This is a genomic window from Pseudoalteromonas sp. NZS11, from assembly GCF_015864765.1.
GTDB lineage: Bacteria > Pseudomonadota > Gammaproteobacteria > Enterobacterales > Alteromonadaceae > Pseudoalteromonas > Pseudoalteromonas arctica.
Genome location: NZ_JADYWP010000010.1, coordinates 74795 through 101310, shown reverse-complemented (window position 1 = coordinate 101310; position 26516 = coordinate 74795). Strand labels below are relative to the sequence as shown.

At 39.7% G+C, this 26516-nt stretch carries 28 protein-coding genes; 17 read left to right on the top strand and 11 right to left on the bottom strand.

All coding sequences use genetic code 11. The features are described from left to right. Positions 1-4: 4 nt before the first annotated feature. The 5 genes from I6E82_RS17125 (at position 5) to I6E82_RS17105 (ending at position 5330) form a co-directional block, all read left to right on the top strand. The gene (locus tag I6E82_RS17125; RefSeq protein ID WP_197118358.1) at positions 5-286 is read left to right on the top strand and encodes an MliC family protein; all 282 of its coding nucleotides are present in this window, start codon (positions 5-7) and stop codon (positions 284-286) included. A gap of 66 nt (positions 287-352) precedes the next feature. After that, positions 353-2383: a methyl-accepting chemotaxis protein gene (locus I6E82_RS17120; RefSeq protein ID WP_010555427.1), complete on the top strand. Its 2031-nt coding sequence runs from the start codon at positions 353-355 to the stop codon at positions 2381-2383. Between the two features lie 71 nt (positions 2384-2454). After that, a complete protein-coding gene (gene ubiD, locus I6E82_RS17115; protein ID WP_007580574.1) occupies positions 2455-3921 on the top strand; it encodes a 4-hydroxy-3-polyprenylbenzoate decarboxylase in 1467 nt (488 codons plus the stop codon). A 109-nt stretch (positions 3922-4030) separates the two neighbouring features. Then, positions 4031-4744, top strand: a complete 714-nt coding sequence (gene fre / locus I6E82_RS17110; RefSeq protein ID WP_024589658.1) for an NAD(P)H-flavin reductase — start codon at positions 4031-4033, stop codon at positions 4742-4744. 175 nt (positions 4745-4919) lie between these two features. Next, positions 4920-5330, top strand: coding sequence for a CBS domain-containing protein (locus I6E82_RS17105; protein WP_007580571.1), 411 nt, complete (start codon positions 4920-4922; stop codon positions 5328-5330). A 58-nt stretch (positions 5331-5388) separates the two neighbouring features. Here I6E82_RS17105 and add read toward each other — a convergent pair whose 3' ends face one another. From add to cyaY, 8 genes are all read right to left on the bottom strand, one after another. Then, positions 5389-6390: an adenosine deaminase gene (add, locus tag I6E82_RS17100; protein WP_165726228.1), complete on the bottom strand. Its 1002-nt coding sequence runs from the start codon at positions 6388-6390 to the stop codon at positions 5389-5391. A 126-nt stretch (positions 6391-6516) separates the two neighbouring features. Further along, complete coding sequence (locus tag I6E82_RS17095; RefSeq protein WP_165736043.1) at positions 6517-9204, bottom strand: CHASE domain-containing protein; 2688 nt, start codon at positions 9202-9204, stop codon at positions 6517-6519. Positions 9205-9255: 51 nt separating this feature from the next. After that, positions 9256-10365, bottom strand: coding sequence for a heme biosynthesis HemY N-terminal domain-containing protein (locus tag I6E82_RS17090; RefSeq protein ID WP_010554570.1), 1110 nt, complete (start codon positions 10363-10365; stop codon positions 9256-9258). Continuing rightward, a complete protein-coding gene (locus tag I6E82_RS17085) occupies positions 10362-12203 on the bottom strand; it encodes a uroporphyrinogen-III synthase (RefSeq protein WP_197118357.1) in 1842 nt (613 codons plus the stop codon). The genes I6E82_RS17090 and I6E82_RS17085 overlap by 4 nt, the downstream gene beginning before the upstream one ends. After that, positions 12204-13142, bottom strand: a complete 939-nt coding sequence (gene hemC / locus I6E82_RS17080; RefSeq protein ID WP_197118356.1) for a hydroxymethylbilane synthase — start codon at positions 13140-13142, stop codon at positions 12204-12206. Between the two features lie 35 nt (positions 13143-13177). After that, positions 13178-14155 carry a DUF2914 domain-containing protein gene (locus tag I6E82_RS17075; RefSeq protein ID WP_121954370.1) on the bottom strand — a complete coding sequence of 326 codons (978 nt, stop codon included), beginning with the start codon at positions 14153-14155 and terminating at the stop codon, positions 13178-13180. A gap of 22 nt (positions 14156-14177) precedes the next feature. Further along, entirely contained in the window at positions 14178-14834 is a 657-nt protein-coding gene (locus tag I6E82_RS17070) for an alpha/beta hydrolase (RefSeq protein ID WP_007580555.1), read from the bottom strand. Beyond that, on the bottom strand, positions 14831-15154 hold the full coding sequence (gene cyaY, locus I6E82_RS17065) for an iron donor protein CyaY (RefSeq protein ID WP_002960979.1): 324 nt from the start codon (positions 15152-15154) through the stop codon (positions 14831-14833). The genes I6E82_RS17070 and cyaY overlap by 4 nt, the downstream gene beginning before the upstream one ends. A gap of 341 nt (positions 15155-15495) precedes the next feature. Here cyaY and lptM point away from each other — a divergent pair, with 341 nt between their 5' ends. The 8 genes from lptM (at position 15496) to I6E82_RS17025 (ending at position 21614) form a co-directional block, all read left to right on the top strand. Continuing rightward, entirely contained in the window at positions 15496-15690 is a 195-nt protein-coding gene (gene lptM, locus I6E82_RS17060) for an LPS translocon maturation chaperone LptM (protein ID WP_024592613.1), read from the top strand. Beyond that, positions 15691-16944: a diaminopimelate decarboxylase gene (gene lysA / locus I6E82_RS17055; protein ID WP_197118355.1), complete on the top strand. Its 1254-nt coding sequence runs from the start codon at positions 15691-15693 to the stop codon at positions 16942-16944. Positions 16945-17008: 64 nt separating this feature from the next. Beyond that, positions 17009-17839 (top strand): diaminopimelate epimerase, encoded by an 831-nt coding sequence (dapF, locus tag I6E82_RS17050; protein ID WP_007580548.1) that lies wholly within the window; start codon positions 17009-17011, stop codon positions 17837-17839. Further along, positions 17836-18447, top strand: coding sequence for a DUF484 family protein (locus tag I6E82_RS17045; protein ID WP_197118354.1), 612 nt, complete (start codon positions 17836-17838; stop codon positions 18445-18447). Before dapF ends, I6E82_RS17045 begins: the two co-directional genes overlap by 4 nt. Beyond that, positions 18444-19388 carry a tyrosine recombinase XerC gene (locus I6E82_RS17040; RefSeq protein ID WP_010554563.1) on the top strand — a complete coding sequence of 315 codons (945 nt, stop codon included), beginning with the start codon at positions 18444-18446 and terminating at the stop codon, positions 19386-19388. Before I6E82_RS17045 ends, I6E82_RS17040 begins: the two co-directional genes overlap by 4 nt. A gap of 8 nt (positions 19389-19396) precedes the next feature. Continuing rightward, positions 19397-20104 (top strand): HAD-IA family hydrolase, encoded by a 708-nt coding sequence (locus I6E82_RS17035; protein ID WP_197118353.1) that lies wholly within the window; start codon positions 19397-19399, stop codon positions 20102-20104. A gap of 28 nt (positions 20105-20132) precedes the next feature. After that, entirely contained in the window at positions 20133-21236 is a 1104-nt protein-coding gene (locus tag I6E82_RS17030; RefSeq protein WP_165726237.1) for a retroviral-like aspartic protease family protein, read from the top strand. Positions 21237-21257: 21 nt separating this feature from the next. After that, entirely contained in the window at positions 21258-21614 is a 357-nt protein-coding gene (locus tag I6E82_RS17025; RefSeq protein WP_024592619.1) for a HopJ type III effector protein, read from the top strand. Between the two features lie 10 nt (positions 21615-21624). Here I6E82_RS17025 and I6E82_RS17020 read toward each other — a convergent pair whose 3' ends face one another. After that, positions 21625-22032: a GNAT family N-acetyltransferase gene (locus I6E82_RS17020; protein WP_197118352.1), complete on the bottom strand. Its 408-nt coding sequence runs from the start codon at positions 22030-22032 to the stop codon at positions 21625-21627. A gap of 40 nt (positions 22033-22072) precedes the next feature. Continuing rightward, a complete protein-coding gene (locus I6E82_RS17015; RefSeq protein WP_024589642.1) occupies positions 22073-22378 on the bottom strand; it encodes a DUF6482 family protein in 306 nt (101 codons plus the stop codon). Between the two features lie 109 nt (positions 22379-22487). Between I6E82_RS17015 and I6E82_RS17010 the strand changes: the two genes are divergently transcribed. The 3 genes from I6E82_RS17010 (at position 22488) to I6E82_RS17000 (ending at position 24889) form a co-directional block, all read left to right on the top strand. Beyond that, a complete protein-coding gene (locus I6E82_RS17010) occupies positions 22488-23186 on the top strand; it encodes a pseudouridine synthase (protein WP_197118351.1) in 699 nt (232 codons plus the stop codon). Positions 23187-23293: 107 nt separating this feature from the next. Further along, positions 23294-23668 carry a BlaI/MecI/CopY family transcriptional regulator gene (locus tag I6E82_RS17005; protein ID WP_007580531.1) on the top strand — a complete coding sequence of 125 codons (375 nt, stop codon included), beginning with the start codon at positions 23294-23296 and terminating at the stop codon, positions 23666-23668. Between the two features lie 9 nt (positions 23669-23677). After that, on the top strand, positions 23678-24889 hold the full coding sequence (locus I6E82_RS17000; RefSeq protein ID WP_197118350.1) for a M56 family metallopeptidase: 1212 nt from the start codon (positions 23678-23680) through the stop codon (positions 24887-24889). Between the two features lie 74 nt (positions 24890-24963). Here the strand turns inward: I6E82_RS17000 and I6E82_RS16995 are convergent, their stop codons facing one another. Then, positions 24964-25347, bottom strand: coding sequence for an MAPEG family protein (locus I6E82_RS16995; RefSeq protein WP_197118349.1), 384 nt, complete (start codon positions 25345-25347; stop codon positions 24964-24966). 239 nt (positions 25348-25586) lie between these two features. Between I6E82_RS16995 and I6E82_RS16990 the strand changes: the two genes are divergently transcribed. Then, positions 25587-26465 carry a DMT family transporter gene (locus I6E82_RS16990; RefSeq protein WP_197118348.1) on the top strand — a complete coding sequence of 293 codons (879 nt, stop codon included), beginning with the start codon at positions 25587-25589 and terminating at the stop codon, positions 26463-26465. Positions 26466-26516: the final 51 nt, after the last annotated feature.

Sequence of the window (26516 nt, the reverse complement as noted above, 5' to 3'; positions counted from 1 at the left end):
AAAAATGAAAGTATATTTAGCATTAATCGCTATTTTACTAAGCTTAACCGCATGTAGTGATTTACAAACCAGTACTGCTTACCAATGCGATGATGAGAGCGTAAAACTCAATATCATTAATAATTCTGAAGCCGAACTTATCTTTAACAATAAAGTGCATGTAATTAATCACGAAAAAAGTGCATCAGGGAATAAATATATAAGTGAAGAGGTACTGTTTTGGGGTAAGGGAAATGAGGCCATGCTAATCATTGCTGGTAAAAAAAGACAGTGCATCAAGGTTTAACACAAAACTAACCAATAAATTACAGCAATGCTACAATAATTGAAGACCCATTATTGTGATGAAGTTATGCGTTCAATTGCGATCAAACATAAAATAATTTTAGCTTTTACAGCCATTGGTTTATTGGTGCTAACAAGTAGTGTGTTTTTTTATTGGTCATTAAACAAAATTAGCGTTAACAATACCCGAACCGAAAAATTAGCAGTTCCGGTACAACAGTTCAGTAAAGATTTAAGGCTATCATTACTGTCTATTACCAAATTTAATGCCTTAGCTTACAGCCAAGCAAACCTTGATTTACTTCAACAAAATAAAAAACAGGCGCAAGCTGAGCAACAACAATTTAGCGATATGCTCAATTCGTTAAGCACTCAACTAAATCAACAAATAACAATGCAAAATTTACTCGCCAGTACCAACGAAGGCTTTGAGCAACTGACTAAAGTAAGTGTCGCAATGTTTAGTGCTAAAGAGAGTAAGTTTGTAGCGCAAAATTCCACCATAGAATTATCAGCAACGTTTAACGAGCAACTTTACAATTTAAGTTCTAACTTACTTGATATAGAACTTTTAGAAGTGCCTGCAAAACAGCAGGCGCTACTTAATGCTATGTTTGGAACAGCGACCCGTATAGATGATTTATTGTTTAACTTAAGCAATAATATAAAAAGCATTACTCAAACTACAAGTATCAATGATTTAAATAGCCATCAGCAAGATACCCTATTTCTACTAGATAACATCCAACCTAATTTCACCTATTTAGAGCAACAAGCGCTACCCTTTAATAATGCGTTTAATGCTAAAAATTTAACGACTAAGTTTAATCAATTAAGAGAGTTACTTAACAACAATACAGGAATTTATGCCCAACAAAATAAAGTACTCAAAAGTACTATTGCTGCGGCTCAAAATTTTGAACACTTTCAACAGCAATTTATAACAACAGAAGGTCAGCTTATTGAACTTAATAAATTGGCTGATGAGCGCTTTAATGCCTTACAAACTAATGCAAAGGCCGCCATAAATACTGGGATTAGTTCTGTAGTAATTATTACGCTTGTTTTAATTATATTGATTATCGCTATCTCTATTTTTACAACTCGCGCAATGCTAAAACCGCTTAAAAAAGTAAACCGCGATTTAGCCCGAATCGCCTCAGGTGATTTATCAAAGCGAAGCCATCCGCGCAGTAAAGATGAATTTGGTACTTTGCTAAATAACATAAATAAACTCAGTGAAGACCTTACCCAGTTAATTGGCGCAATTAGTAGTGACGCCCATGAACTAGACCGCAGCGCTATTAAAACCAGTGAAAAAGGTCAGCAAATGACGGTTGTTGCACAACAGCAGTTGGAGCGAAGCGCGCAGGCAACATCGCTTGCACAAAATATGCTAACCAACTCACAAGCGGTTTATGAACAAGCAGATAAAACATCAAGTGAAATAACCAATGCATCGCAATTTGCCAATGACGTAAACAAGATTGCTAATAAAAATAGTCTAAGTATAGAAACTTTATTACAGCGCCTTGATAAAGCAGTAGGCAGCACTGAGGAACTAGCCCAACACACTCAGCTTATTGAAGCCATTGTTGAAACAATTAGCAGCATTGCCGAGCAGACCAACTTATTGGCACTCAATGCTGCAATTGAAGCAGCGCGAGCGGGTGAAAACGGACGCGGGTTTGCTGTAGTTGCTGATGAGGTTCGATCATTAGCTGCACGTACACAGACCTCGACTAGCGAAATAAACACCATGATCCAAACATTGCAACAGCACACTCAAACAACTCAAGAACACATTACCGATGGCCAACACCAAGCCAAGCAATGTGTTAAAAACAGCACTGAACTAAATAAAGCCGTAGAGCGTATTAAAAGCACATTGTTGTCTGTTAATCAGATGAGTGAGCAGATTGCTCATGCATCACATGAGCAATTGACTAACAGTAACGACATTCAACAAATAATGGCCAAGGTGACAGAGCAAGCAACCTTGAATGCCAAAAACGCGACAACCCTAGCAAGCGAAAGTGAAGACGTAAATCAACTTGCACACTCCTTAACAAGTGCCGTAGAGCGCTTTAAGTTTTAAGTGCAAGTAATGACTTGGCTTGCATGAAATGGGTATAATACTTCAACTCTTTTGCTTAATAGCGGCCCACAATGAAATATAAAGATCTACGTGATTTTATCGATTTGCTTGAAAAAAAAGGCGAACTTAAACGTATCACCCAAGAAATCGACCCGTATCTTGAAATGACCGAAATATCTGATCGCACATTGCGTGCTAAAGGTCCTGCGTTATTATTCGAAAATCCAAAAGGCTACGATATGCCGGTGCTTACCAACTTATTTGGTACACCAAAACGCGTAGCAATGGGCATGGGCCAAACAGACGTTAGCGAGCTGCGCGAAGTAGGTAAACTACTCGCTTTTTTAAAAGAGCCTGATCCACCAAAGGGTATTAAAGAAGCACTAGGCGCTATACCTATTTTTAAGCAAGTGCTTAATATGCCTGCAAAAGAAGTTAAAAAAGCGCCTTGCCAACAAGTAGTTTTAGAAGGTGATGATGTAGACTTAACTAAATTACCTATTCAGCATTGCTGGCCAGGTGATGCAGCGCCATTAATTACTTGGGGCCTTACAGTCACTAAAGGGCCTTATAAAAAGCGCCAAAATTTAGGTATTTATCGCCAGCAATTATTAGGCAAAAATAAAATAATTATGCGTTGGTTGTCGCATCGTGGTGGCGCGCTTGATTTTCAAGAATGGTGTAAAGAAAACCCAGGGCAACCTTACCCTGTCTCGGTAGCACTAGGTGCCGATCCAGCTACTATATTGGGTGCAGTAACGCCTGTACCCGACACATTAAGCGAATATGCATTTGCTGGTTTATTACGTGGTAGCAGAACCGAAGTTGTAAAATCTATTTCAAATGACCTACAAGTCCCTGCCAGTGCAGAAATAGTACTTGAAGGTTACATTATGCCAGGTGAAATGGCGCCAGAAGGCCCTTATGGTGACCATACCGGTTACTATAATGAAGTAGATGACTTTCCAGTAATGACGGTAACTCACTTAACGCATCGTAAAGATCCTATTTATCACAGCACATTTACTGGCCGTCCGCCTGATGAGCCTGCAATTTTAGGTGTAGCACTTAATGAAGTGTTTGTGCCGATATTACAAAAGCAATTTCCTGAAATCGTCGACTTTTATCTGCCGCCTGAAGGGTGCTCGTACCGTATGGCGATTGTAACAATGAAAAAACAATATCCTGGCCATGCTAAGCGCGTGATGATGGGAGTTTGGTCGTTCTTACGTCAGTTTATGTATACCAAGTTTGTAATTGTGTGCGATGACGATATTAATGCCCGTGATTGGGAAGATGTTATTTGGGCTATAACAACCCGAATGGATCCTGCTCGCGATACAACATTAATAGAAAACACACCTATTGATTATCTCGATTTTGCATCGCCAGTCTCTGGCCTTGGTTCAAAAATGGGAATGGATGCCACCAATAAATGGCCTGGCGAAACCACCCGCGAATGGGGCGAGCCTATTGTTATGGATAAAGACACCAAAGACCGCGTAGATGATATTTGGGAAAGCCTTAATATTCTTTAAGTGTTTATATGTAAGTACATAACAGGCTATAAAATAACCCTGCAGATATGCTAGAATCGAGTCATTCGATTGCGTATCTGCTGTTTAAAGCGCTGCTAAAAGGTAAAAAATGCAAACATTAAAAGCTGAAGTTGTAGCTATCAGCCCACTTACAGAATTTGTTCACAAAGTAATTTTAAAGCCACAACAACCTGTGACCTTTGAAGCTGGCCAATACATGCAACTCGTATTGGGCGAAAAAGACAAACGTGCTTTTTCTATAGCTAGTCGCCCTTCACAGTGCGATGCAATAGAACTGCATATTGGCGCGTCAGGTGCCGATTCGTATGCAATGCAATCGCTGGAACATTTACGAAACGCCCATACCACTGGGCAGTTAGTAGACATTGAAGCTGGCTTGGGTATTTCACAGTTGCGCCTGCAATGTGAGCGCCCTATTATTTTACTTGCCGGTGGCACTGGTTTTTCATACGCAAAATCAATGGCTGATCACTTAGCTGAAATTAAGTGCGACCGTCCTGTATTATTTTACTGGGGTGTAAAAGAAGAGTCAGCTTTATACGCACATACAGAAATGCAAACATGGGCCGATAGCCACAAAAACTTTGAGTTTATCCCTGTGGTAGAAAATCCATCTGCTAATTGGCAAGGTCACACTGGCTATGTACATAAAGCGGTAATGCAAGATATTGTATCACTTGAACCATACGATATTTATATGGCCGGTCGTTTTGACATGATAGGTATTGTCCGTGATGACTTTATTACTCATGGTGCAATTCGTGAAAACATGTACGCAGATGCATTCGCATTTATCAAATAATTGAAATTAACTTTCAGTTATGAATAAAGGCACCTAATCGGTGCTTTTATTTTATATAACATCAAATAGTTAATAGTTAATAGTTAAAACCTATCAATCTCATCAATATAAACAATTTCCTAAATCCCTATCTATAAACCATACTTTGTATAGAACATCAGCGGGAGAGACCCAAATGCTAAATACAAAAGTAAAAGATTTTATGCAACGCAAGTTGCCAAATATCACACCAGATACAGAAATGACGACAGCCATAGCAGAACTACAAAAATTTAAACTACTTGGTGCACCAGTATTTGATAAAGATAAATGCCTAGTCGGATTTATATCTGAGCAAGAACTATTAAAACCACTTACGCAAAGCAGTTATTTTTGTGATGGGATGGTTAAAGTATCGCAACTTATGCAAACAAAGGTAGTGACCGTTAGCGGCGATACCAATATTATTGAGCTTGCAGAGCAAATGCAGCCCGGTAAACCAAAAAACTACCCTGTTGTAGAGGGTGTTAAAGTAATCGGCATGATCAGCCGAGCAGATGTACTTAAAGCACTTTACGATAATTACATGAGCTGCCAAACACACTAAATTGCAGATAACAAAATGCCGCTTATAAAGCGGCATTTTTAATGTGTATTAAATAGAGTTAACGTGCGCTAACGATTGCTGAAAGCTCTTTTTTATCGCCATCGCTTAAAAATGCTATTTCTAATGCATTTTTTTGGGCTTTTTCCATATCAGCTTGAGATAAGCCCGCTTTAGGTGCTGCAACGGTATATTCGTACTCAATTTCAATGCCTTCAACCGCAGGGTCATCAGTATTAATACACGCTAAAATACCGTGATCTAAAAACTGTTTAAGTGGGTGCTTAGCTAAATCGTTTACTGTACTGGTTTGAATATTACTTGTTAAGCACGACTCAATACCAATACGGTTATCGCGTAAGTAATCCATTAGTTTTGGATCTTCAATAGCTTTAACGCCATGCCCTATTCGGCAAGCACCTAACTCATTAATTGCCTGCCAAATACTTGGAGCACCGAGTGCCTCTCCAGCATGAATAGTCGAAGCTAAATAAGCATTTCGTACTTGTTTAAAGTGCTCTACAAACAACTCACCAGGAAAGCCAATTTCGTCACCGGCTAAATCAACAGCGACTAAATCATTTTTAAATGCGAGTAAAGCATCAAGCTCTTTTTGACATGTTTTTACGCCATAAGTACGCGATAAAATACCAATCAAGTTAGCTTTTATATTTGCATCCTTTGTTGCTGATTTAATACCATCAACAACCGCCTCTACAACCCCTTCTGGGTGTAAACCTTGGCTTTGTGCCATGTAGTAAGGGCTAAATCGAAGCTCTACATAATCAAGGCCTTGTGCTTGTGCATCTTCAATGTTTTCAATCGCTATGCGTCTACACGCATCGTAGTCGCCAAGTACAGTGACACCCCAATCTAACTTTTGTAAAAAAGCCATAAGGTTTGGCTCAGGGTCAATAACTTGAACATGAGGAATTAATGCCTCAACGTTATCTGCAGGTAACTCTATATTAAACTGACGACCAAGTTCTAATATGGTTTGCGCACGTACATTACCATCTAAATGACGGTGAATATCTAGCAAAGGTAATTTTCTATTGATCATAATAGCAACCCAGTTTAGTTAAATTTGCGCGCATGATACGCAGATATAGTTATTTTTCAAGTCTATATGGTTTGCGTTAAGTTTAAGCGGTCATATGTCTGCTTTTTGTGCAAAAAATAACGTTACTTATTTATTTGATAAATAGTGCCAAAGAGTTTTAAAAAGCGTATTTGCATCAATAGGTTTGGTAATATAACTATTCATTCCAGAGGCTAATGCCTTTTTAACGTCATCGTCATGGGCGTTCGCCGATAGCCCTATTATGGGTAAATCAATTAACCCTAAATCACAACGAATTACTTTTGTTGCTTGGAGTCCATCCATTTTTGGCATCTGAATATCCATAAGAACAATGTCGTAGCTATTTTCGGTTAGCTTTTCTATGGCTTCAAAACCATCATTAGCAATGTCGGCAATACACCCTTTTGTTTTTAAAATGGCACTGGCAACATGCTGGTTAAGTGGGTTATCTTCGACTAAAAGTAACTTATAGTTTGCGAATGATAAGGTACTTACATCTATTTCGTCGTATTGCTGTTGAATTTGCTCTGCCTTTGGTAAAGGCGATATAAGCGGCAAACTAAATGTAAATGTAGAACCTTTACCTTCATAACTGACTAAATCAATTGCACCACCCATTAACTCAACCAGCTTTCTGCAAATACTTAACCCTAAGCCTGTACCACCATATTGACGTGAGGTTGAGCTATCGGCTTGCGCAAACGGTTTAAACAATTGTTTTTGTGCTTCGCTACTAATACCAATACCCGTATCGTTAATACTAAAGTAAGTCATTTTTTTCGACTGCCAAATTTTCAGAGTGATCTCACCTTCCCCTGTAAATTTAACCGCATTATTGAGCAGATTCAGCAGCACTTGTTTTAAGCGGATTGGATCGGTATTAATGACCAAATTTGATGTTTTATCAAAATCGAGACTTAACTTTATTGATTTAATGTCAGCTTCAAACTGAAGTAAATTGAGCATTTCATCCGCTAAACTCGCTACGTTAATAGGCTCTTGCATTAAGTCTAGCTTGCCTGCTTCCATTTTTGAAAAGTCGAGCACATCGTTTAATACCCGCAGTAAAACACCCAGTGCTCCATCTGCTTGTTCAATGTAACTCCTTGCTTGTTGCCAATCATTCTGTTGCAGCGCTAAATAATGCAGCCCTTTTATACCGTTAATAGGGGTGCGGACTTCGTGACTCATGTTTGCTAAAAACTGCCCTTTAATATGACTCGCTTCATCTGCTTTTTGTTTTTCTTTGCGTAATGTATGCGTTTGCTTAGCCACTTGTTCGCGAATTTGTATGTTTGTACCTGTAACTGAAATCAAAAATGTAATCAGTAACCACACAAACAACATACCTACTATTTGTGCAAGCCAATACATTAACCAAGACGTTCTAACTATTGGTTCATATAACTCGACCTGCCACATGCGTTTGCCAATCAACAATTGATATTCTTTAAACAGCGTTTGCGAGTTATCGGTATCGGCAATATAAATTGCCTGCTTTTTCCCTGGTATCGTTGTATCAAAAAAACTGACTGAAATTGAGTTGTTGTGATCAAATAATAGTGTTTGCGATAAGCGTTTCAGACTGACAATCGCTGCCACAAAACCTTGAAAATCATCTTCGGTAGACGACTCTCCAAAAACAGGATATAAAAAGAGTACACCGTCTTCAGCTGTATTTTGGACCAAGTTAATTGGCTCACTTAGTGCAAGTTCATTAAGCTCTTTCGCTTTGCTAAGCGCTGCACCTCTTACTTTACTAGAAGCTAAATCAAACCCTAAAACACCTTCATTATCTTTTAAGGGATATACATATTTTACAGGAAAGTAATTACTACGAGTACCTGCAGGTTGCCAACCTCCATCAAGTGACTTTTCTTTTATATATAAAGGTTTGCCTGTGGCTGTATTTTCATGTGTTTCAAAATCTGCGAGTTTATTTGCTGGTACATAAGGTATCCATTCAAATGCTAAAATTTCTTGGCTATAGTCCAACTGCTTTGAAGTAAATTGTTTAAACTCTTTAAAGTTCACGTCATTACTACTAGCAAAAAATGTAGCTAACAATCCTAAGTGAGCAGTAATACCATCGAGCTTCTGGCTTATAGCATTTTGCACAGTAAGTATTTTGGCTTCTTGCTTTTGAATGTCTTTTTCTTTTTTAACACTGGCAGCGCCATAAAAACTAACGCTGATTAGTATATAAATTAATAGTGAAGGTAAAATTACCAACATACGGTGGCGTACTTGCGTGTAATTAAAGGCTGCGAGCATGAGTGGAGTAAATATAAGTACACCGATACTGTCGCCAATCCACCATGCTATAAAGCTATCAAAAATAGCATGCGTAGGGATCACATTATTCAATGCTAATAAACTAGTTCCCACACCTGCAGCAATAACACAGCATATTGGTCCTGCTACTATTAAGCTCTGCACACTGTGTTTTAAAGAAGATAAATCTAGTGGAGCCTTTATAACATTTACTATAATTTGACGACCAATCCAAGCCTGTAAAACAGAGGCTAAAGTGACGCAAATAGCTTGTAAAAGCACATTAAAATGAAGAATATCTACGGTGTTATCAAGATGAATTAAGTTAGTACAGAAAGCACCAAGAATAAGGCCAATAAATGACTTACGTCCCCAAATTAAAAAGCTCGCTAAAGCAATTCCTGAGGGTGGCCAAGAGGCGACCGCATAGCCATCTACAGAAAGAAGTGAGTTGCTAAAATACCCAGTAAAAAAGTAAGCACAAGCCAAGCTAAGGGTTAATATTAAAAACTTTCTCAATGCTTGTGCTCCTGAACTACAAAAAATGCTAAGTAGTTATAGTGTAGTCATTTATTGATATAAAACGAGCGCCTTTTCTGCTTGTGCACTATTTTTATAACTTAAAACAGCTTGTTCAGAGAACTGTTTTTTATTATCACTATTCAGTGCTTTATCAAAAATTCTAGCTGCTAAGTCATAATCACCTTTAGCATTAGCAAGGCAAGCCAGCGCAAGTAATAGTGAATTATTTGAATCATCCTTTTTAAGGCGTTCTTGTATGTTTATTTGCAACTTAGGCGCATCGGCTGCTGTTGCTTTACTTAATATATTGGCAAGCTCTAAGTGTTGCTCATTGTGCTTAACCATTTTAATTAAGTCACTTTCAATAGCAGCCAATTGACCTGCTTGCGCCATTTGCATTAAATATGCGGTGTGGGCATGAGCTTGCAGCTTTTTCGGTAGCTGTTTATATTTTTCACTCAGTTTGTCTGCATCTAACGCATTAAAGTAGGCACTAAATAACTGCGTCCACTGTGCATCAGTAAGTGCTTTTTTGCGTAATAAACGCGGCAAAAAATCTTCCAGCGCACTAAAGTGTTGTTGCTGTACTAATACTTCTGCATAAAGTTTTAACTCAAGTGCGGTGGCTTTTTTAGCTTCTGCGCTAATACGCATTTGTGATTCAATCGCGCTACTGTCGCCACTTGCCAACCATAGCTTTGCTACTTTTAATTGATGCTCTGGGCTTATTTCAAATAAACGCTCAAGTGCTTTATCTGTTTGATTATTAGCAAGCGCTGCTTTTGCAAGTAATGCTAAGCGAATATCTTCAAACTTATCTGGTACGCTATTACCCGATAGAGCCTGCTCTACATGCTCATAATCATCATTAATAGCACTCCACAGAGCCTGCTCAATAGCTACTTGTTTGCGCTCTTGGCTACGTGCAAAAAAGCCATGTTTAGTATTATGATAAATCGATAATAAGTAGCGAATTAGCTTATATGTTAAATATAAAACAACAGCGGTAATGACTGCCATTATACAAAACGATACTATCGTGCCTTCTATCGTCGTATTGTTAAATGAAATAAGTACATAACCTTTTTCATCTAGCACAAATGGAGTAACCGCTAGTACAACAACAATAGCTACAATTAAAATAATTAGCCCTATCATTGCGCCCACTCCTTAACCTTTTGTGTGCTATTTAAGGTTATTTTTGGATTAAAATTAAGCTGCTCTTTTTCGAGTTTAGACAACGCTTTAAGTACCGTTTTGGTTGCATCATCGTCTTGCTTAAAGTACTCACCAACTAAACGTTTTGCTTCACTTAAGGCGCTAAAGAAAATACTCGCCTGCTTACTCATAAGTGCATCTTGTGCCTGAGTTATATTAAGCTTGATTCGTTGATTAATTAAATGGCGCTCTTGATCTGTAAGTAATGGCTCAATGGAAACACCCTCGTGCTGGCGAATAGTAATAAAGCTATCCACAATTTTATTCCAGCTATTACTCAGGTTTTGCTGCCAATCACTCACGTCATCACTTAAAGCATTTTCATCTATTGCAGCCGCTTCTTCTGGCAAGTTAACCGCATTAAAAACTAAATTATCAACGCTATTAAGTGCACTGTTTAGCTGTAAATAAATAGCCTCTGTTGCTATAGGTTTAAGGCTATCAAGTGTTTGTATGTCTTGCATAATAGCTTGGCGAACTTCAACTGTTCCTGGGTGTTCGCTAAGTAATGCATCTAAGCGCTTTAAAACAGCACTAGTGCCTTGGTAATCTTTTTCAGCCCATAGTTTAAATTCAGCCATACGCTGCAAACTGGTCACTTCTTGTGGATTTAAAGACGAACCTTGTTGCTGCGCTTTTTGCAAAGCTGCTTTTAGTTCTTGCTGATTTTGAGTTGCACTTTCACTTAAGGCTGCGGCAACTTTTTTCTCACTATTAAATAGCGCTTGCTGCAAATTAGATTGTGCTGACTTAAGTGCTTGCAGCTCTTGGGCGAGTGACTTATTTTGCTCACTCAACTCATTCGCGGCCAGGTTTTGAGCCTTACCCGCATTTAATTTTTGATAAAACTCGTAACCCACGCCTGAGGCCACAATTAGCGAAATAAGAAGTGCAAGCACTGCAACTTTGCTAACTTTTTGTTTATTTTTATTTGCAGTGTTTTTAGCGGCTGCTGGCTCTTGCTTAGCTGATTTAGCTGAGGCCGTGTTAGCTATTGTTGGTGTGGCTTTTTCTGCCGTAACTGGCTTTGACTGTTCGCTCATGTTGCTACCTTGCTGATTTATGCAGGTAAACATAGCATTATCGCTTGCCCCTGCTGCAATGTGTATATTAGCCGAACTTACCTGTTGCAACTTTAAATAAGCGGCTATCCGCTCGCTTGCAACATAAAATCGGCACTGTTGTAACCATTGTAGTTGGTGTGCAGTAAGGCTTTTAAATATAGCATCAACTGCTGCATTACTTGTTATGACTATACCGTGTACATTCTGGCTTTTCCAGTGGTCTGTCCAGTTAGGAGTAATACTCTCTGTGGGTTCACGCTTATACACAATACAATTATTTAAAAAAGCACCGCGCTCTTTCAGCGTTTTAGCTAACTCAGGGCGGCCACCTTGCCCCTTAACTAACACTATATTACTGCCATCAACCTCGGCGAGTGATTTAAGCGCAAGTAACCCTTCTGAATCATACTGCTTCGGTACTGCTGCGCGCACACCAAATTGCTCATATATAATGTCGGCTGTTTGTTGTCCAACTGCATAAAACTGCGCTTTGGTATTTATATCGGGTTTTAATTGCGAAAGTGCACTGACTGCATCTTGCGATATAAATATTATTTTATCTGCATTTAACAGCGGACTAAGTTCAGTGCTGGAGGGTGTTAAATGCGTTATTTTTAATACCGGAAATAAAGACGCCTGATAACCCGCTTGCTCAAGTTGCTGTGCAAGGGCTGCGCCTTTTCCTTCGGGCCGAGTTATCAGAATATGTGTCATTTATGCGTCTCTATAAACTTCAGCTAATATTTTGTCTGCGCCTTGAGCTAGTAATTTTTTAGCAAGCTCAATACCTAGTTCTTCTGCGTCATTTACATGACCTGTTACTTCGTCACGTAAAATTTCGCTGCCATCAACAGCACCCACTAAACCACGCAAATGTACCTGCTCGCCATCAACCAATGCATAAGCACCAATAGGAACTTGGCAACCACCTTCTAAATAGCGGTTCATCGAACGCTCTGCGTTTACGCGAATACGTGTTTGGGTATGCTCAAGTGGTGCAAGTAATGCTTTTGTTACTTCATCATCAATACGACATTCAATACCTACAGCGCCTTGACCATTTGCCGGTAATGACACTTCTGGCTCAATGTAGTCAGCAATACGCTTACTCATTTTTAAACGAATAAGCCCCGCTGCCGCTAAAATAATAGCATCATATTGGCCATCATCTAATTTACCTAAACGCGTATTTACATTACCGCGCAAATCACGAATATCTAAATCAGGGCGAAGTGCTTTAATTTGGCACTGGCGGCGTAAGCTCGAAGTACCCACAATGGCGCCCTGTGGTAGCTCGTTTAAATTTGCAAAATTGTTTGATACAAACGCATCACGCGGATCTTCACGCTCACAAATAGTATACAGCTTTAATCCTTCTGGGAACTCTACTGGCACGTCCTTCATAGAATGCACGGCAATATCAGCTCGGCCATCTAACATAGCTTGCTCTAGCTCTTTAACAAATAAGCCTTTACCGCCAATTTTAGCCAATGGCGTATCTAAAATTATATCCCCTTGCGTCGACATTGGGACTAATTCTACGCGCACATCTGCATGAAAACGCTCAAGCTCTGCTTTTACAAATTCGGCCTGCCAAAGTGCTAAGGCGCTTTTGCGCGTTGCGATGCGTACTAATTTTGTTTTTTCTGTCATAGGGGTATCCAATTAATTACTGCGTTTAGCTAGTTTTAGTCAGCTAAAATTCTAAACTCTTTTTGGGCAATTAAATTGCCTTGCTCATCAACTACATCAACACGCCAATGGCCTGTTTGTGTGTCCATGATATTTTTTGTTGAGTACGTTCTGTAGCGAGGCGAAGTAACATTAAGTGTAATTTCAGCCATAGTTTCACCTTCAAACGACCAAACATGCTTAACTTGCTGGCCTTGAAGATTTTTAATCTCACTAAAAAACGATACGCCTTCATCAAACTGACTTAATCTAATATCAGCAGCAAACACATTAGTGGGCTCACGCTTACTTACTTTACGAGTAAGTACCGCACGGCTAATTTTACCCGTGTCTATTTGCGCGCCCAAAGCCACACTTGCCACTTGTGCTGTCGGCGAAAAACCTTCAGTGCCACTCAATGCGCCATCATCACTTTCTAACTCTAAAAGTAAGTCGCTTTGACTGGCTAGCTCAGCTACGTTTTGAGCTTCTGCGGTTTCTTCTTGCACATCATTATCAAGGTTTGAGTTTAACTCTGTATTAATGCTTTCGCTTTGTTCAGTAACACTATCGTTGTTAGCCAATAAAACAGGGGGATTATTTACAAGCTCAGCTTCATCAGATGTATTACTTGAAATGCTTAGTTGAGCCTCATTTTGCTCAGCTGACAACGGTTCAATCCGAGCTTGCATTACCTCTGCAGATTCATTAGGGGTATTGTTTATTGATGATTCAGACTCAACATCCGTTACTTCAACGTTTGCCTGGTTTTGAGCGTTACTGCTAAAGCTTAAAAATTGCTCCTGCTCATTTGGATGCTCACCTTGCTCTGCACTGGCTGACGTTGTTAAGCCATACACAACTGCTGCAGAGGTCATTAATACCAACATAGCAATACTCACAATACGACGCCAATTCCACTCGTAGCTTACCGTTGGTACACTCTCTTGTAGTTCGCGTTTAACATTTGCTTTAATAACTATTTTTTGACTCATATTGACCTCAGCGGTTCCAAAATTAGCTTAAACGAGCAATTAACCATTGGCGAATAGCTTGCAATTCTTCTGCGCAAACTTGGTGAGCCATTGGATATTCTTGCCAGCTTACATCCATGTTATGTGCTGTTAATACTTCAAACGCACTTCTTCCCGCACTATGCGGTACAACGTTATCTTGGCTACCATGAGCCATAAATACGTTTAAATCAGTATGCTTTGCTTCATCAGCAAATTTTTGCGGCACACACATATAAGTAGAAAGCGCCATAACACCCCCAAGCTTTTGCTCAAAGCGCGGTGCTAAATGCAGAGACACAACACCACCTTGAGAAAAGCCAGCTAAAATAATTTTATTAGCAGGTATACCATTAGCAATTTCTTTATTAATTAACTCTTCTACCTTTGCAGCCGAATCCCTTACGCCTTGTTCATCGGCACGCTTATCTAATTCTATAGATTTAATATCGTACCAAGAGCGCATTTCCATGCCACCATTTATGGTGACCGGTTGTACTGGCGCATGCGGAAAAACAAACCGTATACCAAGCTCACTTGGTAAATTAAGCTGCGGAGCTACTGGCGCAAAACCATCCCCAGAGTCACCTAAACCATGTAACCAAATAACCGTTGCTTTGTGCTCACTTTGGGCTGCATATTCTACAAATTCTAAACTCATAGTGATGATTGCCACTTAACTTCTTGGCCTGCTTGGCGAGTTGAGGCTTCATTTATAAACGCCCAAAATTCAGCGCCAGAACGGTTATCAATCCATAACCCATCACGCATTTCAAAATGATGTCCGTTAAACTTAGTCGCAACCCATACTTGGTGAAGAGGTGCTTGCTTGTTAATCACTATTTTACTTTTATCAGGAAAAATTATTTCTAAAATACCTTGTGCCGATTCGTAATCTAAATCAGCTTCGCAATCATCAACCTGCTCTTCAATAGTGAACATAAGAGCTTCGGCTAATTGGTGATATTCGTGTTCAGTCATTGTTATTTCCTTTGCAGGCGAGCCGCCTAATATTGGGTACGTTTTAGCTTTGAATTAGCTTTAAAAATGTGCAGCTAGGGCCTGTTAACCTTTCAGGATTGAAATTTGTTCTATCTAGGGGCGATTTAATCGCGGCGCGAGGTTTGTAACCTAGTGGACTAAGTTAAAACCGAGCAACAAAGAGTAAATCGTTCCTAGGACGAACCCAACGGGCAGCGCAAATTCAACCTCGAGAGATAAACAAGTCCTAGTGTAACAGGAATAAAATCATCCGCGAATAGCTGCATTTTTTAGATATTCTGTTACTCTGCGATTATAAAGCCAGCAACCGTATTAATCTAATGAAAGCGACACATACCTTACAATTAAAAAAACTATTAATAAGCACTGTACTGTTAAGCGCCTTAGCTGGCTGCGGACAAAGCGGTCCGTTATATTTACCAGAGCAACAAACAGAGCAAAACCAACCTCAAAATACAGCTCAGCCAGCCACTACCGCTGAGCAAGCCAAAATATCGCAAAGTCAGGAGCAATAAATGGATTATTTTAACTACAAAAACAACCAATTATTTGCCGAAGACGTCAGTGTGGCAAGCATAGCGCAGCAATACGGTACGCCGTGTTATGTGTACTCGCGCGCTACATTTGAGCGCCATTATTTAGCGTTTGCTAACGCCACTAAAAATCATAAAAGCTTGGTGTGTTACGCCGTAAAAGCAAACTCAAATATTGCCGTGCTTAATATATTAGCGCGCCTAGGATCGGGTTTTGATATTGTATCCAAAGGCGAACTTGCGCGTGTAATTAAAGCGGGAGGCGATGCTTCTAAAGTGGTTTTTTCGGGCGTGGCTAAAACAGCAGACGAAATAGCGTACGCATTAAAATTGGGGATTAAATGCTTTAACGTTGAATCAGCCTCTGAGCTTGAGCGTATTTCTGAAGTGGCTTGCGAGCTTAACTTAGAAGCGCCTATTTCTATTCGCGTAAACCCCGACATAGATGCAAAAACACATCCGTATATTTCTACTGGTTTAAAAGAAAATAAATTTGGTATTGATATACAAACTGCTGTAAGTGTTTATCAACAAGCAGCGGCTTTACCTGGTTTAAAAGTTATTGGTGTTGATTGCCATATTGGCTCTCAATTAACGCAAGTAAGACCATTTTTAGAAGCCCTTGATAAATTAATGGCGCTTATTGATGAGCTAAAAACCAACGGTATTGAGCTAACTCACTTAGATATTGGTGGCGGTTTAGGCGTGCCATATAACAACGAGCAACCACCGCACCCAAGTGAATATGCAGCGCAAGTTACCGAACGCTTAGCTAACTATAAACACCTTGAACTAATTTTTGAACCAGGGCGCGCTATTGCAGCTAACGCAGGTATTTTAGTTACTCAAGTTGAATTTATTAAACAAAACCAAGACAAATTTTTTGCCATTGTAGATGCAGGTATGAACGACATGCTTCGCCCTGCGCTTTATCAAGCGTGGCAAAAAATCATTCCGGTATCAGTTCGCGACGACGAAACACCGACTCACAACTTTGATATTGTGGGCCCTGTGTGCGAAACCGGCGACTTTTTAGGAAAAGATCGTGAACTAGCGCTTAAACAAGGCGACTTACTCGCACAACGAAGTGCTGGTGCATACGGCTTTACCATGAGTTCAAACTACAACTCGCGCCCGCGTGTTGCAGAAATAATGGTAGATGGTCAGCAGCATCATCTTATTCGTGAACGCGAAACTATTGAAAGCCTTTATCAGGGTGAGAAAGTTTTACCATAAACGTTTTTGTCTACTAGCTGCTCTGTGGCATGATTAGCACAGAGCAAAACCGAATTAGAGCGCTATGTTAGTTAATTTTTCCAAAATGCACGGCTTAGGCAACGACTTTGTTGTGATTGATAACATTACACAAAATGTTTTTTTGTCGCGAGATCAAATCAAAAAACTGGCAGATCGCCATTTTGGCATTGGCTTTGACCAATTGCTAATGGTTGAAGCGCCATACTCTCCTGATCTCGACTTTCATTATCGAATATTTAATGCCGATGGTACCGAAGTAGAACAATGCGGTAACGGCGCACGCTGTTTTGCCCGCTTTGTACGTATGAAGGGCCTTACTAACAAGCATAAAATTACTGTGTCGACCAAGTCGGGCAACTTAACGCTCTACATAGAAAAAGACGGTCAAGTAACGGTTAACATGGGTCATCCAAATTTTGAGCCAAGTAAAATCCCTTTAAAAGCGAGCAAGCGTGAGCTTACTTATATTATTAGAACCGAAGAACACACTGTATTTAGTGGCGCGGTATCTATGGGTAACCCGCATTGCGTGCTAGAAGTTGACGACGTAACCACCGCGCAAGTTGATATATTGGGTCCATTACTTGAAAACCACGAACGTTTTCCGCAAAAAGCGAACATTGGCTTTATGCAAGTTGTATCGCATGAACACATTAAATTAAGAGTGTGGGAGCGAGGCGTTAACGAAACCCTAGCCTGTGGCACAGGTGCGTGTGCAGCAATGGTTATTGGTCATATGCAAAATAAGTTATCAACAACCGTTCAAGTAGATTTACCAGGCGGTAGCTTACAAGTACGTTGGAGTGGTGAAGGTCATCCTGTACGTATGACAGGCCCCGCAGAGCATGTGTTCGACGGACAAGTAGCGCTATGAGCGAGCTAAGTAAAGAACAGGTTATTGATTACTTACAGCAACATCCTGATTTTTTGGTTCAACACCCGGAGCTACTCGCACAACTTGAGCTGCAACAGCAAGCTCAAGGTGCAACGTCGCTGGTACATATTCAGCAACGTCAATTACGCGAGCACAACACGCTTTTAAAAAGCCAAATAGACGCCATGAGCAAGCATGCAACGCAAAACGAGCTTGTATATCGTTTGTTTAGCCAGTGCCATCGCCAGCTTTGGAATCATGACGATTTTGACACTCTTGCAAATAATCTACGTAATATAATATGCTCAAGTGAAGATGTTAACGACTGCAAATTAGTAAAATATAATCCCAAATACGACGAACTTATTGCGCATCGCCTTACCCATTCTGGGCATTATTTAGGGCGTATTAATCAGCAAGAGCGCGAATTATTATTTAGTGAAGATACACAATCTGTCGCTATTTATTTAATTGGCGACACTAAACACCCTATCGCTATTTTGGCGTTTGGTAGCAGTAACGTAAACCACTTTGAGCCCGCTCAAGATAACCTGTTTGTGCTCGACTTTATAAACGCATTACACCTGCGGTTGCAAAAACTAACATGAGTGACGATGCGCCTAATACTACCCAGTTAAGCGACAGTTGGCGTACACCCATAACGCTATTTAGCGATTATTTAAAGTTTGAAAAGCAATATTCAGCGCACACAGTTAATCAATATGTAAGCCAGCTTGGCTTTGCAGCCCTTTATTTTAGCAAATTATGTGATGACTGGTTTGGCGTGCAAGGCGAGCATATTCGCCGCTACAGCATGGCACTACGCTCAAAACAATTAAGTGGCCGTACAATTAGCTTAAAGCTCAGTTGTATTCGCAGCTTATATAAGTTTTTAAAAGCAAAAAATATTGCCGAGCAATCGCATTACCATAATCCGGCGGTGGGTATAAAAGGTCCTAAGTTTGCAAAGCCCCTACCTAAAAATCTCGATGTGGATCAAATGGCACGCTTGCTCGAAATACCCGACGACGAACCTCTCGCAATTAGAGATAAAGCAATGATGGAGCTTATGTATTCATCAGGGCTGCGTATAAGCGAGTTAGTTGGCGCTAACATGCAAGATATTAGTGCTGCCAATGGCGAAATTTTAGTGCGTGGTAAAGGCAATAAAGAGCGGTTAATTCCGGTGGGTAAAAAAGCGTTAGACGCATTAAAAAAATGGCTCACAATACGCCCTCAGTTTGCAAAGCCCGATGAAATAGCAGTATTTTTAAGTAGCCAAAAAAATCGTATTTCGATTCGCCAAGTGCGCCTACGCATGCAAGAGTGGGGAATAAAACAAGGCATTAGCTCGCAGGTTCACCCGCATAAGTTACGCCACTCGTTTGCGTCACATATTTTAGAATCATCTGGTGATTTACGCGCCGTGCAAGAGTTACTAGGGCACAGTAGTTTGTCGGCTACACAAGTGTATACGCATTTAGATTTTCAACATTTAGCCAAGGTGTACGACAATACTCATCCTCGCGCAAAAAAACGAACTGATTAGGAAGTAATATGATCCGATTTAATCGTGCTATTAAGCCATTTTCTGTCATGAGCTTTGATTTAGACGACACGCTATACAGCAACCATCCTATTATAAAAGCAGCCGTTAAAGCCCAGCAAAATTATTTAAACGCAGTACCACGCTACCAAGAACAAGGTCCAAAGTACTGGCAACTATGCCGTAACGAAGCCGTATTACAATCACCAGAACTTGCCGATAACGTCACTAAATGGCGCCAACATACACTGCGTTTAGCGCTTTCCAAGTTAAATTTAAACGTCAATGATGTAGAGCTTCATGCAAATGCAGCGTATAACGCCTTTGCCGATGCACGTAGCAACATAGTGGTTAGCGATGACATACTTAACCTGCTGGATAACTTGGCAAAACATTTCACTCTTATTGCAATTACTAACGGTAACGTAGAAATTGAACGCTTTAATTTACACAATAAATTTGAGCTAGTACTGCAAGCGGGTATGCACGGTAAAGCAAAACCGCATACCACTTTATTTGATAAAGCAGCCGCACATTTAAACGTTGCTAAAAGCGATATTTTACATATTGGTGATAGCCTAGATACCGACGTGCAAGGCGCAAATAATGCCGGTTGCCAATCGGTATGGTTAAACGACCAAGGCGCTAATTATAGCTATAAAGGGCTGGCTGATATTGAAATAGCCAATATTCATGCATTAACGCACTTTATTAAATAATACCAATTGCATTAAATAAGAGGTCACAATGAGCCACTATACCAAGCTAATCACCTTGCTATTAATTGGCTCGCTTAGCCTTAACGCTTATTTATTATGGCCGCAGCCTGCGTTAACTACACCACAAAAAACGCAAAGTGCCCAGCAAAGCATATCGCCTAAACAACAAGATACGTTACTAAATACGGCAAAGCAGCAATTTAAACAACACCAATTTGAAGCCGCACTTAGTAGCTATCAACAACTCAAAAATAGCAATCCAGAAAGTGCAAAAAACCTTTATTCATCGTGGCTGATACAGCTTAAAACATGGCTAAATAGCAATTTATTACTCAGCGAGTCATTTCTCAATGCGCTATTAAATAACAGCCCTTATAACGTAGAATTACTTAACTTACAGGTTGAGTATTTAATAAATAGCGAGCAAACACAAAACGCCATTATTGCTTTATTTGAGCTGAATTCATTACTGCCTGCTGATCAGCAAAACAACGTAAATACACGTTTAAATACGCTCACTCAAAACGAATTACACACATTAACTGAGCAACAAAATTGGCAAGCTATTATTGAGCAAACACAAATTTGGCTTGATTATAAAAGCGATAACGCGCAGTTTTTATATCCGCTTGCGTACGCCTACTTTCAGCAAGGCGATTTAATTAGTGCACAAGCAACCCTTGATCGAATGCCAAACCAGCACAATCTAAAAAGCCAAGTGCAAACACTGCAAGCTATGATCAATAAAGCACAATCGCAAGACGACTTTGTTGCTTTAACGCCTTACGGCGCGCATTACTTAATAAACACCGAAATAAATAACAATCTATCGACCGAATTAATGATTGATACAGGCGCAAGCGTGACCTCACTACCTACAAGTATAATTGAGCAAATTTCGCCACAACCTTTATATTTAGGCGATGTAACGGTAAACACAGCTAACGGTCAAATTGTTGTAAAACGTTATCAAATTGAATCGTTTAAAGTGGGCTCGCAAATTATTTATGGTTTTGAAGTGTTGAGCATTGAAAACACACGCGGACAAGGTTTGCTAGGGATGAACTTTTTATCGCGATTTAAATTCAATATAAATCAGCAAACAGATGAGCTAGAGTTGAGCGCTAAATAATTAAAAATCCAAAGGTAACACATGACACTAAATAACTATTTAAAAGCACTTGCTGAAAACCCAAAAAGCATTCAATTTACCGATACAATGGCGGTGATTGAAGCAAATTACGACTTTACTGCATGTGGCTTTAATAACCATGGATTACTTAGCGCTGCGAGTGAGAACAACGGCTCATGTAAAATTTTTGCGTTTGCTAAATTAAACGATTTAAGTAAACAAAATACGTTAGATTGCTTTGGTAAGTTTTACCGAGAAGACGTGCTGCAAAACCCAAAAGGCGATGATCACCTAAATATTCGCACTTTTATGTTAGCACCAGAGGCAACACCTTTTTTAGGTATTACCTTTGAAGGCGAGCCACTAAAAGAAAAATAGCCAGCAAAAATTAAAGTGGCTTTTCCATAAAGTAACGCGTACCTGAGCGTGGGTAATTATTAAGTTGATACTTAACACTATAACCGCGCTTTTCGTAAAAAGGTTTTGCTTGAAAATCAAGTGTATCAAGCTGAGCAGTTGTTACTCCTAGCTCAATAGCAGCTTGCTCAAGTGCCGTTAGCAATTTATCTGCAAGCCCTTTACCTCGTGCACTATCGCTACACCAAAGCCAACTAATCATCAGCCAATTTCCAAACACACACCCACTAATACCGGCAACAAGCTCGCCTTGCTCATCAGTAAATTTATAGCCTAATGGCACTCTTTGCGCATCAAAATACTGGGCGTTAAATTCAACCATTTGTGCGCGAAGCGCTGAGTTTAACGCATCGGTATTATCTACTTTTAATTGATACATTTATCGCCCTTAAAAAGCAGATACTAGCAAATTAGCTCAATCAATAAAGATTATTTTTACCGTAAGGTACTTCAAGCATATTGCTGCCGGTTTTTTCTGGCTGACCGCACATTTCGTCGTAAGCGCTTGTTTGGCGCAGTACCATTTCGGCATACGCTATTTTGTCAAAACGCTTTTGAACATGCAGTGGGCTTAGCGCTCTTAAAAACTCACCGCTGTCTTCTGTTACATAGTATTCAACGTTATTAATCATTACTGATACTTGATAAAGCGCCATATCTAACGAGTGAACAATGACTTTTTGTAGCGGCTCATGCTTTTTTAACTGTGAAAATTTAATACCCATCTTGGCTACCTTTTTATATTTAACCTGAGTTCTGGTTATTTAACATTATCGATACGCAGCTTTGCTATAATCACGATCAAATTTTTATTAGCCGCTGGCGTCACACGTTATGAGCACAAAAATCCGACTCGCTAAATATATTGCCCATGCAGGTATTTGTTCTCGTAAACAGGCATCGCGTTTAATTGATGAAGGTGTTGTGACTGTAAATAATCGCCCAGCGAATCATATAGATCATGTTGATGAGCAAGACATTGTAATAGTGAATGAAAAAGAAATTAAAGGTGCTGCCAATTTAGTTTATTTTGCGTACCACAAACCAGTAGGTATTGACTGCAAATTAAATATTGATGACCCAGCCAGCCTTATTCACCATTTGCCCACACTCACCCGCGTTTACCCTATTGGTCGATTAGATAAAGACTCTCGCGGTTTGCTTATTTTGACCAACGATGGGGATTTTTGTAATCAACTAATACATCCTGACTTCCACCAGCCTAAACATTATTTAGTCACCGTAAATAAGCCTTTAGACGATGCTTTTTGTAAAAAAATGGCAGCAGGCGTACCCGTTGATAAACACATAACCCTGCCTTGTGAAGTAAATAAAATAGCCAGCAATCAGTTTAGTATTGTTTTAAAACAAGGGCTAAACAGACAAATACGTAAAATGGCGCATTACTGCGGATACAAAGTAATTGATTTATTTAGAGTGCAATTTAGTGACCTTGTACTTGAGGATTTAAACCTTTGTGAAGGGCAGTATATACAAATTAATAAAACCGATATTTTAAAAGCCCGCACCTAACCCCCTACCTATTAGCTTAAATAACATCCTAGAAAGTTAAAAATAAACTTGCAATTATAGATTACAGGTGTAGTCTTTAATTAAAGATTACATTTGTAGGCAATAGCATGATTGAGTTATCAAAAGCAGAGTTTGACGTGCTCGACGCACTTTGGATTAACTACCCCGCTACCGCGAGCCAAATAATTGAGCGCTTAAGCGACGATAAGCAATGGCACGAAAAAACCATTAAAACCCTACTAGGTCGACTAGTAAAAAAAGGCGCACTTACATTTGAAAAAGAAGGTCGCCAATATATTTATATGCCTTGTATGGAGCGCGCCGACTACACCTTAAAAGAAAGCCAAAACTTTATTGAGCGATTTTTTAGTGGGCGTATTGCGCCACTTGTAAGTGGTTTTGCTAAATCGGAGCAGCTTTCTCAGCAAGATATAAACGAGCTTAAAAAAGTTATAGATGACTGGGAAAAAAACCAAAAGTAAGGGATTAACATGGTTATTCAAACTGGTTTTAATTGGTTGATTGAGCAGCAATTACTATTAAGCATTTTGTTTTGTGGATTTATTTTACTCGAGCGATTTGGTTTAAAAGCCCTTGGCTCGCGGTTTGTATATAAATTAGCATGGCTATTACCTGCGGCATTGGTTATTGCTAATTTACCAAATGCGATTAAACCACTGCAAAATAGCAATATTAGCCATTACTTAATCACCCCTAACCAGCCTTTTACACATGAAATGGGTATTAGCTGGGCGCTCATGTATGTACTTATTACCGCAGGGTTATTAATAGCTAGCTTTATTACGCATACCCGCTTTGTTAAAAGCCTGCAGTTAACTGAGTTAACACAATTTGAAGGCACTCTTACCGCTGATGTTAAAACTTATACCAGCCAACATGTAGCCACGCCAATGGTGGTCGGTATTTTAAACAGCAAGCTGGTGCTACCGAGTAACTACAATACCCAGTTTGATAAAGCCACATTAGCGCTTATTTTAGAGCACGAAAACGTACACATAAAACGCAAAGACAACCTAACAAACGCACTTATATTACTGCCTACTATTTTACTGTGGTTTAACCCACTAGCTTGGTTTTGTTACGCAAGCATACGCCGACTACAAGAGTTGACTTGTGATGAACGGGTACTTGCCAATAAAACCACACAACAACACATTTTATATAGCAAAGCCTTAATAAACTGCGCGGCGAATGCGCCCACAGGACTTATGGCTTATTCACACTACGGAGACAAAAAAACCATGTTACAACGACTTGCTAATATAAAACACAACGGGGAGCGTTCAAAGTTTGCTAAAGGTGGCTTATTGCTTGTAGCAGCAAGTATGCTAAGCGGCTTAGCAATTGCAAAGCAACCTGAAGTAAATAAAACGCAAGAGGAGCATATTTCACCAACAATACGCATTGAACCTGCTTACCCAATACAAGCAGCTCAACAAGGGATCAGCGGCTCTGTTGTATTAAAATACGATATTGCAGCTAACGGTAAAACAAAAAATATTAGTGTTATTCAATCTAAACCTAAAGATGTTTTTGATAAATCAGCGAAAGAGGCGCTAGCAAAATGGAAATATAAAGCATCAGATTCCGGTTTTGAAGATGTACTTGTGCAACTAGATTTTGCGATTAATAGTGAAGTGGCGCCTACCGATTTAATAGAGCGAATTAAAGTATCGCACTAACTTTATTAGATTTTTCAAGACTACAAAGCAAGCGCCCTTTTAGGCTGCTTGCTTTGTGGTTTTACGCTATAAAGTTACAAACTCACCACAATCATGGCAATGGCTGTACCCAAACCAATAAACCACACTAATGAGCGAATTATATCTAGGTTCATATAGTAAAATACGCAATACAAAATACGCGACACAATATACGTAACAGCTAGCATTTCGGTCACTGCACCTACAGAGTTAGTACCCAGTACAACTGCAATAGCGACAGCAAAAACAGCAAGCGATTCAAAACAGTTTTGATGAGCAGCGAGCGCCCGTGCACCAAAGCCGGTTAATTTTTTTTGTTGCGCCCTAGGATGTTTATTGTCGTATCGACCTAATTTTGCCATTGCTATAGCAACCGGCACTTTTGCAAAGTAAGGCATTAATACCGCAAGTAATGCACATACAACTAATGTTGTCATAATTTATCCTTTTGATGTTTCGGATAATTTAGCATAAGCGAAATAAAAAAGCCGCCAGATGCGTTTTATGACAAACGCTGGCGGCTAACAATAACATCAGGCTTACTATAGCTAAATATATCCTCAAACCCATGCGACATAATGTCGCAGATGATGAATATTCAACATCATAGTTAATGCATCGCTTTACTTCACAAAGCTTGTTAACTTTACTGCCTTACATTTTAACGATGACGACCATGACCTGGATATTTTTCACTTTTTTAGCCGCCTTCATGCAAGCATGGCGTAATGCCCTGCAAAGTAAATTAAGTAACGATGTGAGTGTTGCTGGCGTAACTCTCTCCCGCTTTATTATTGCAGGCCCTATTGCTACCGTGTATTTATATGGTTTGTATCAATATCAAGATACCGCCATGCCTACGTTTAATAATGCCTTTTGGGGATTTATTATAGGCGCAAGTGTGATGCAAATACTTGCCACTGGTTTAATGGTTAAGTTATTTAAAATGAATAATTACGCCGTAGGTGCTGGTCTTGCCAAAAGCGAGGCGTTAGTGGCTGCTATTTTAGGTGTATTATTTTTTGGCTCGGCACTTTCTTTACTCGGTTGGCTTGGTGTGTTTTTTGGCGCTATTGCCGTATTGCTACTCAGCGGCATAACAAGCGTTAAACACTTTAATGCTAAAACGGCATTATTAGGCCTTGCTTGTGGTACTTGCTTTGCACTTACCTCACTGTGGGTACGTGAAGCGAGCTTAAATTCAGGATTATTATTCCCACACTCAGCCGCTTGGGTTTTGCTGTTTGTAATTAGCTTACAAACACTAATACTACTGGGCTATTTATTATTAAAAGAGCCGCAAACGCTCAGTAAATTGTGGTACTACAAAGGCACTACAGCCGCTATTAGTGTTTTTAGTTGTATCGGCTCTATTGGCTGGTTTAGTGCAATGAGCTTACAGCACGTTGCTTACGTTAAAACACTTGGACAGGTTGAAGTGTTTTTTACCATGCTAATTGCTGTACTTTGGTTAAAACAGCCACTTAAAAAACAAGATACTGCAGGCTTAATACTCATAGCCATTGCCGCTGTTTTGGTTATGCTACCAAGTTAAGAGCATAAAAAAGCGCAGGCTTTTATACCTGCGCTATTCATAATTAAGCGT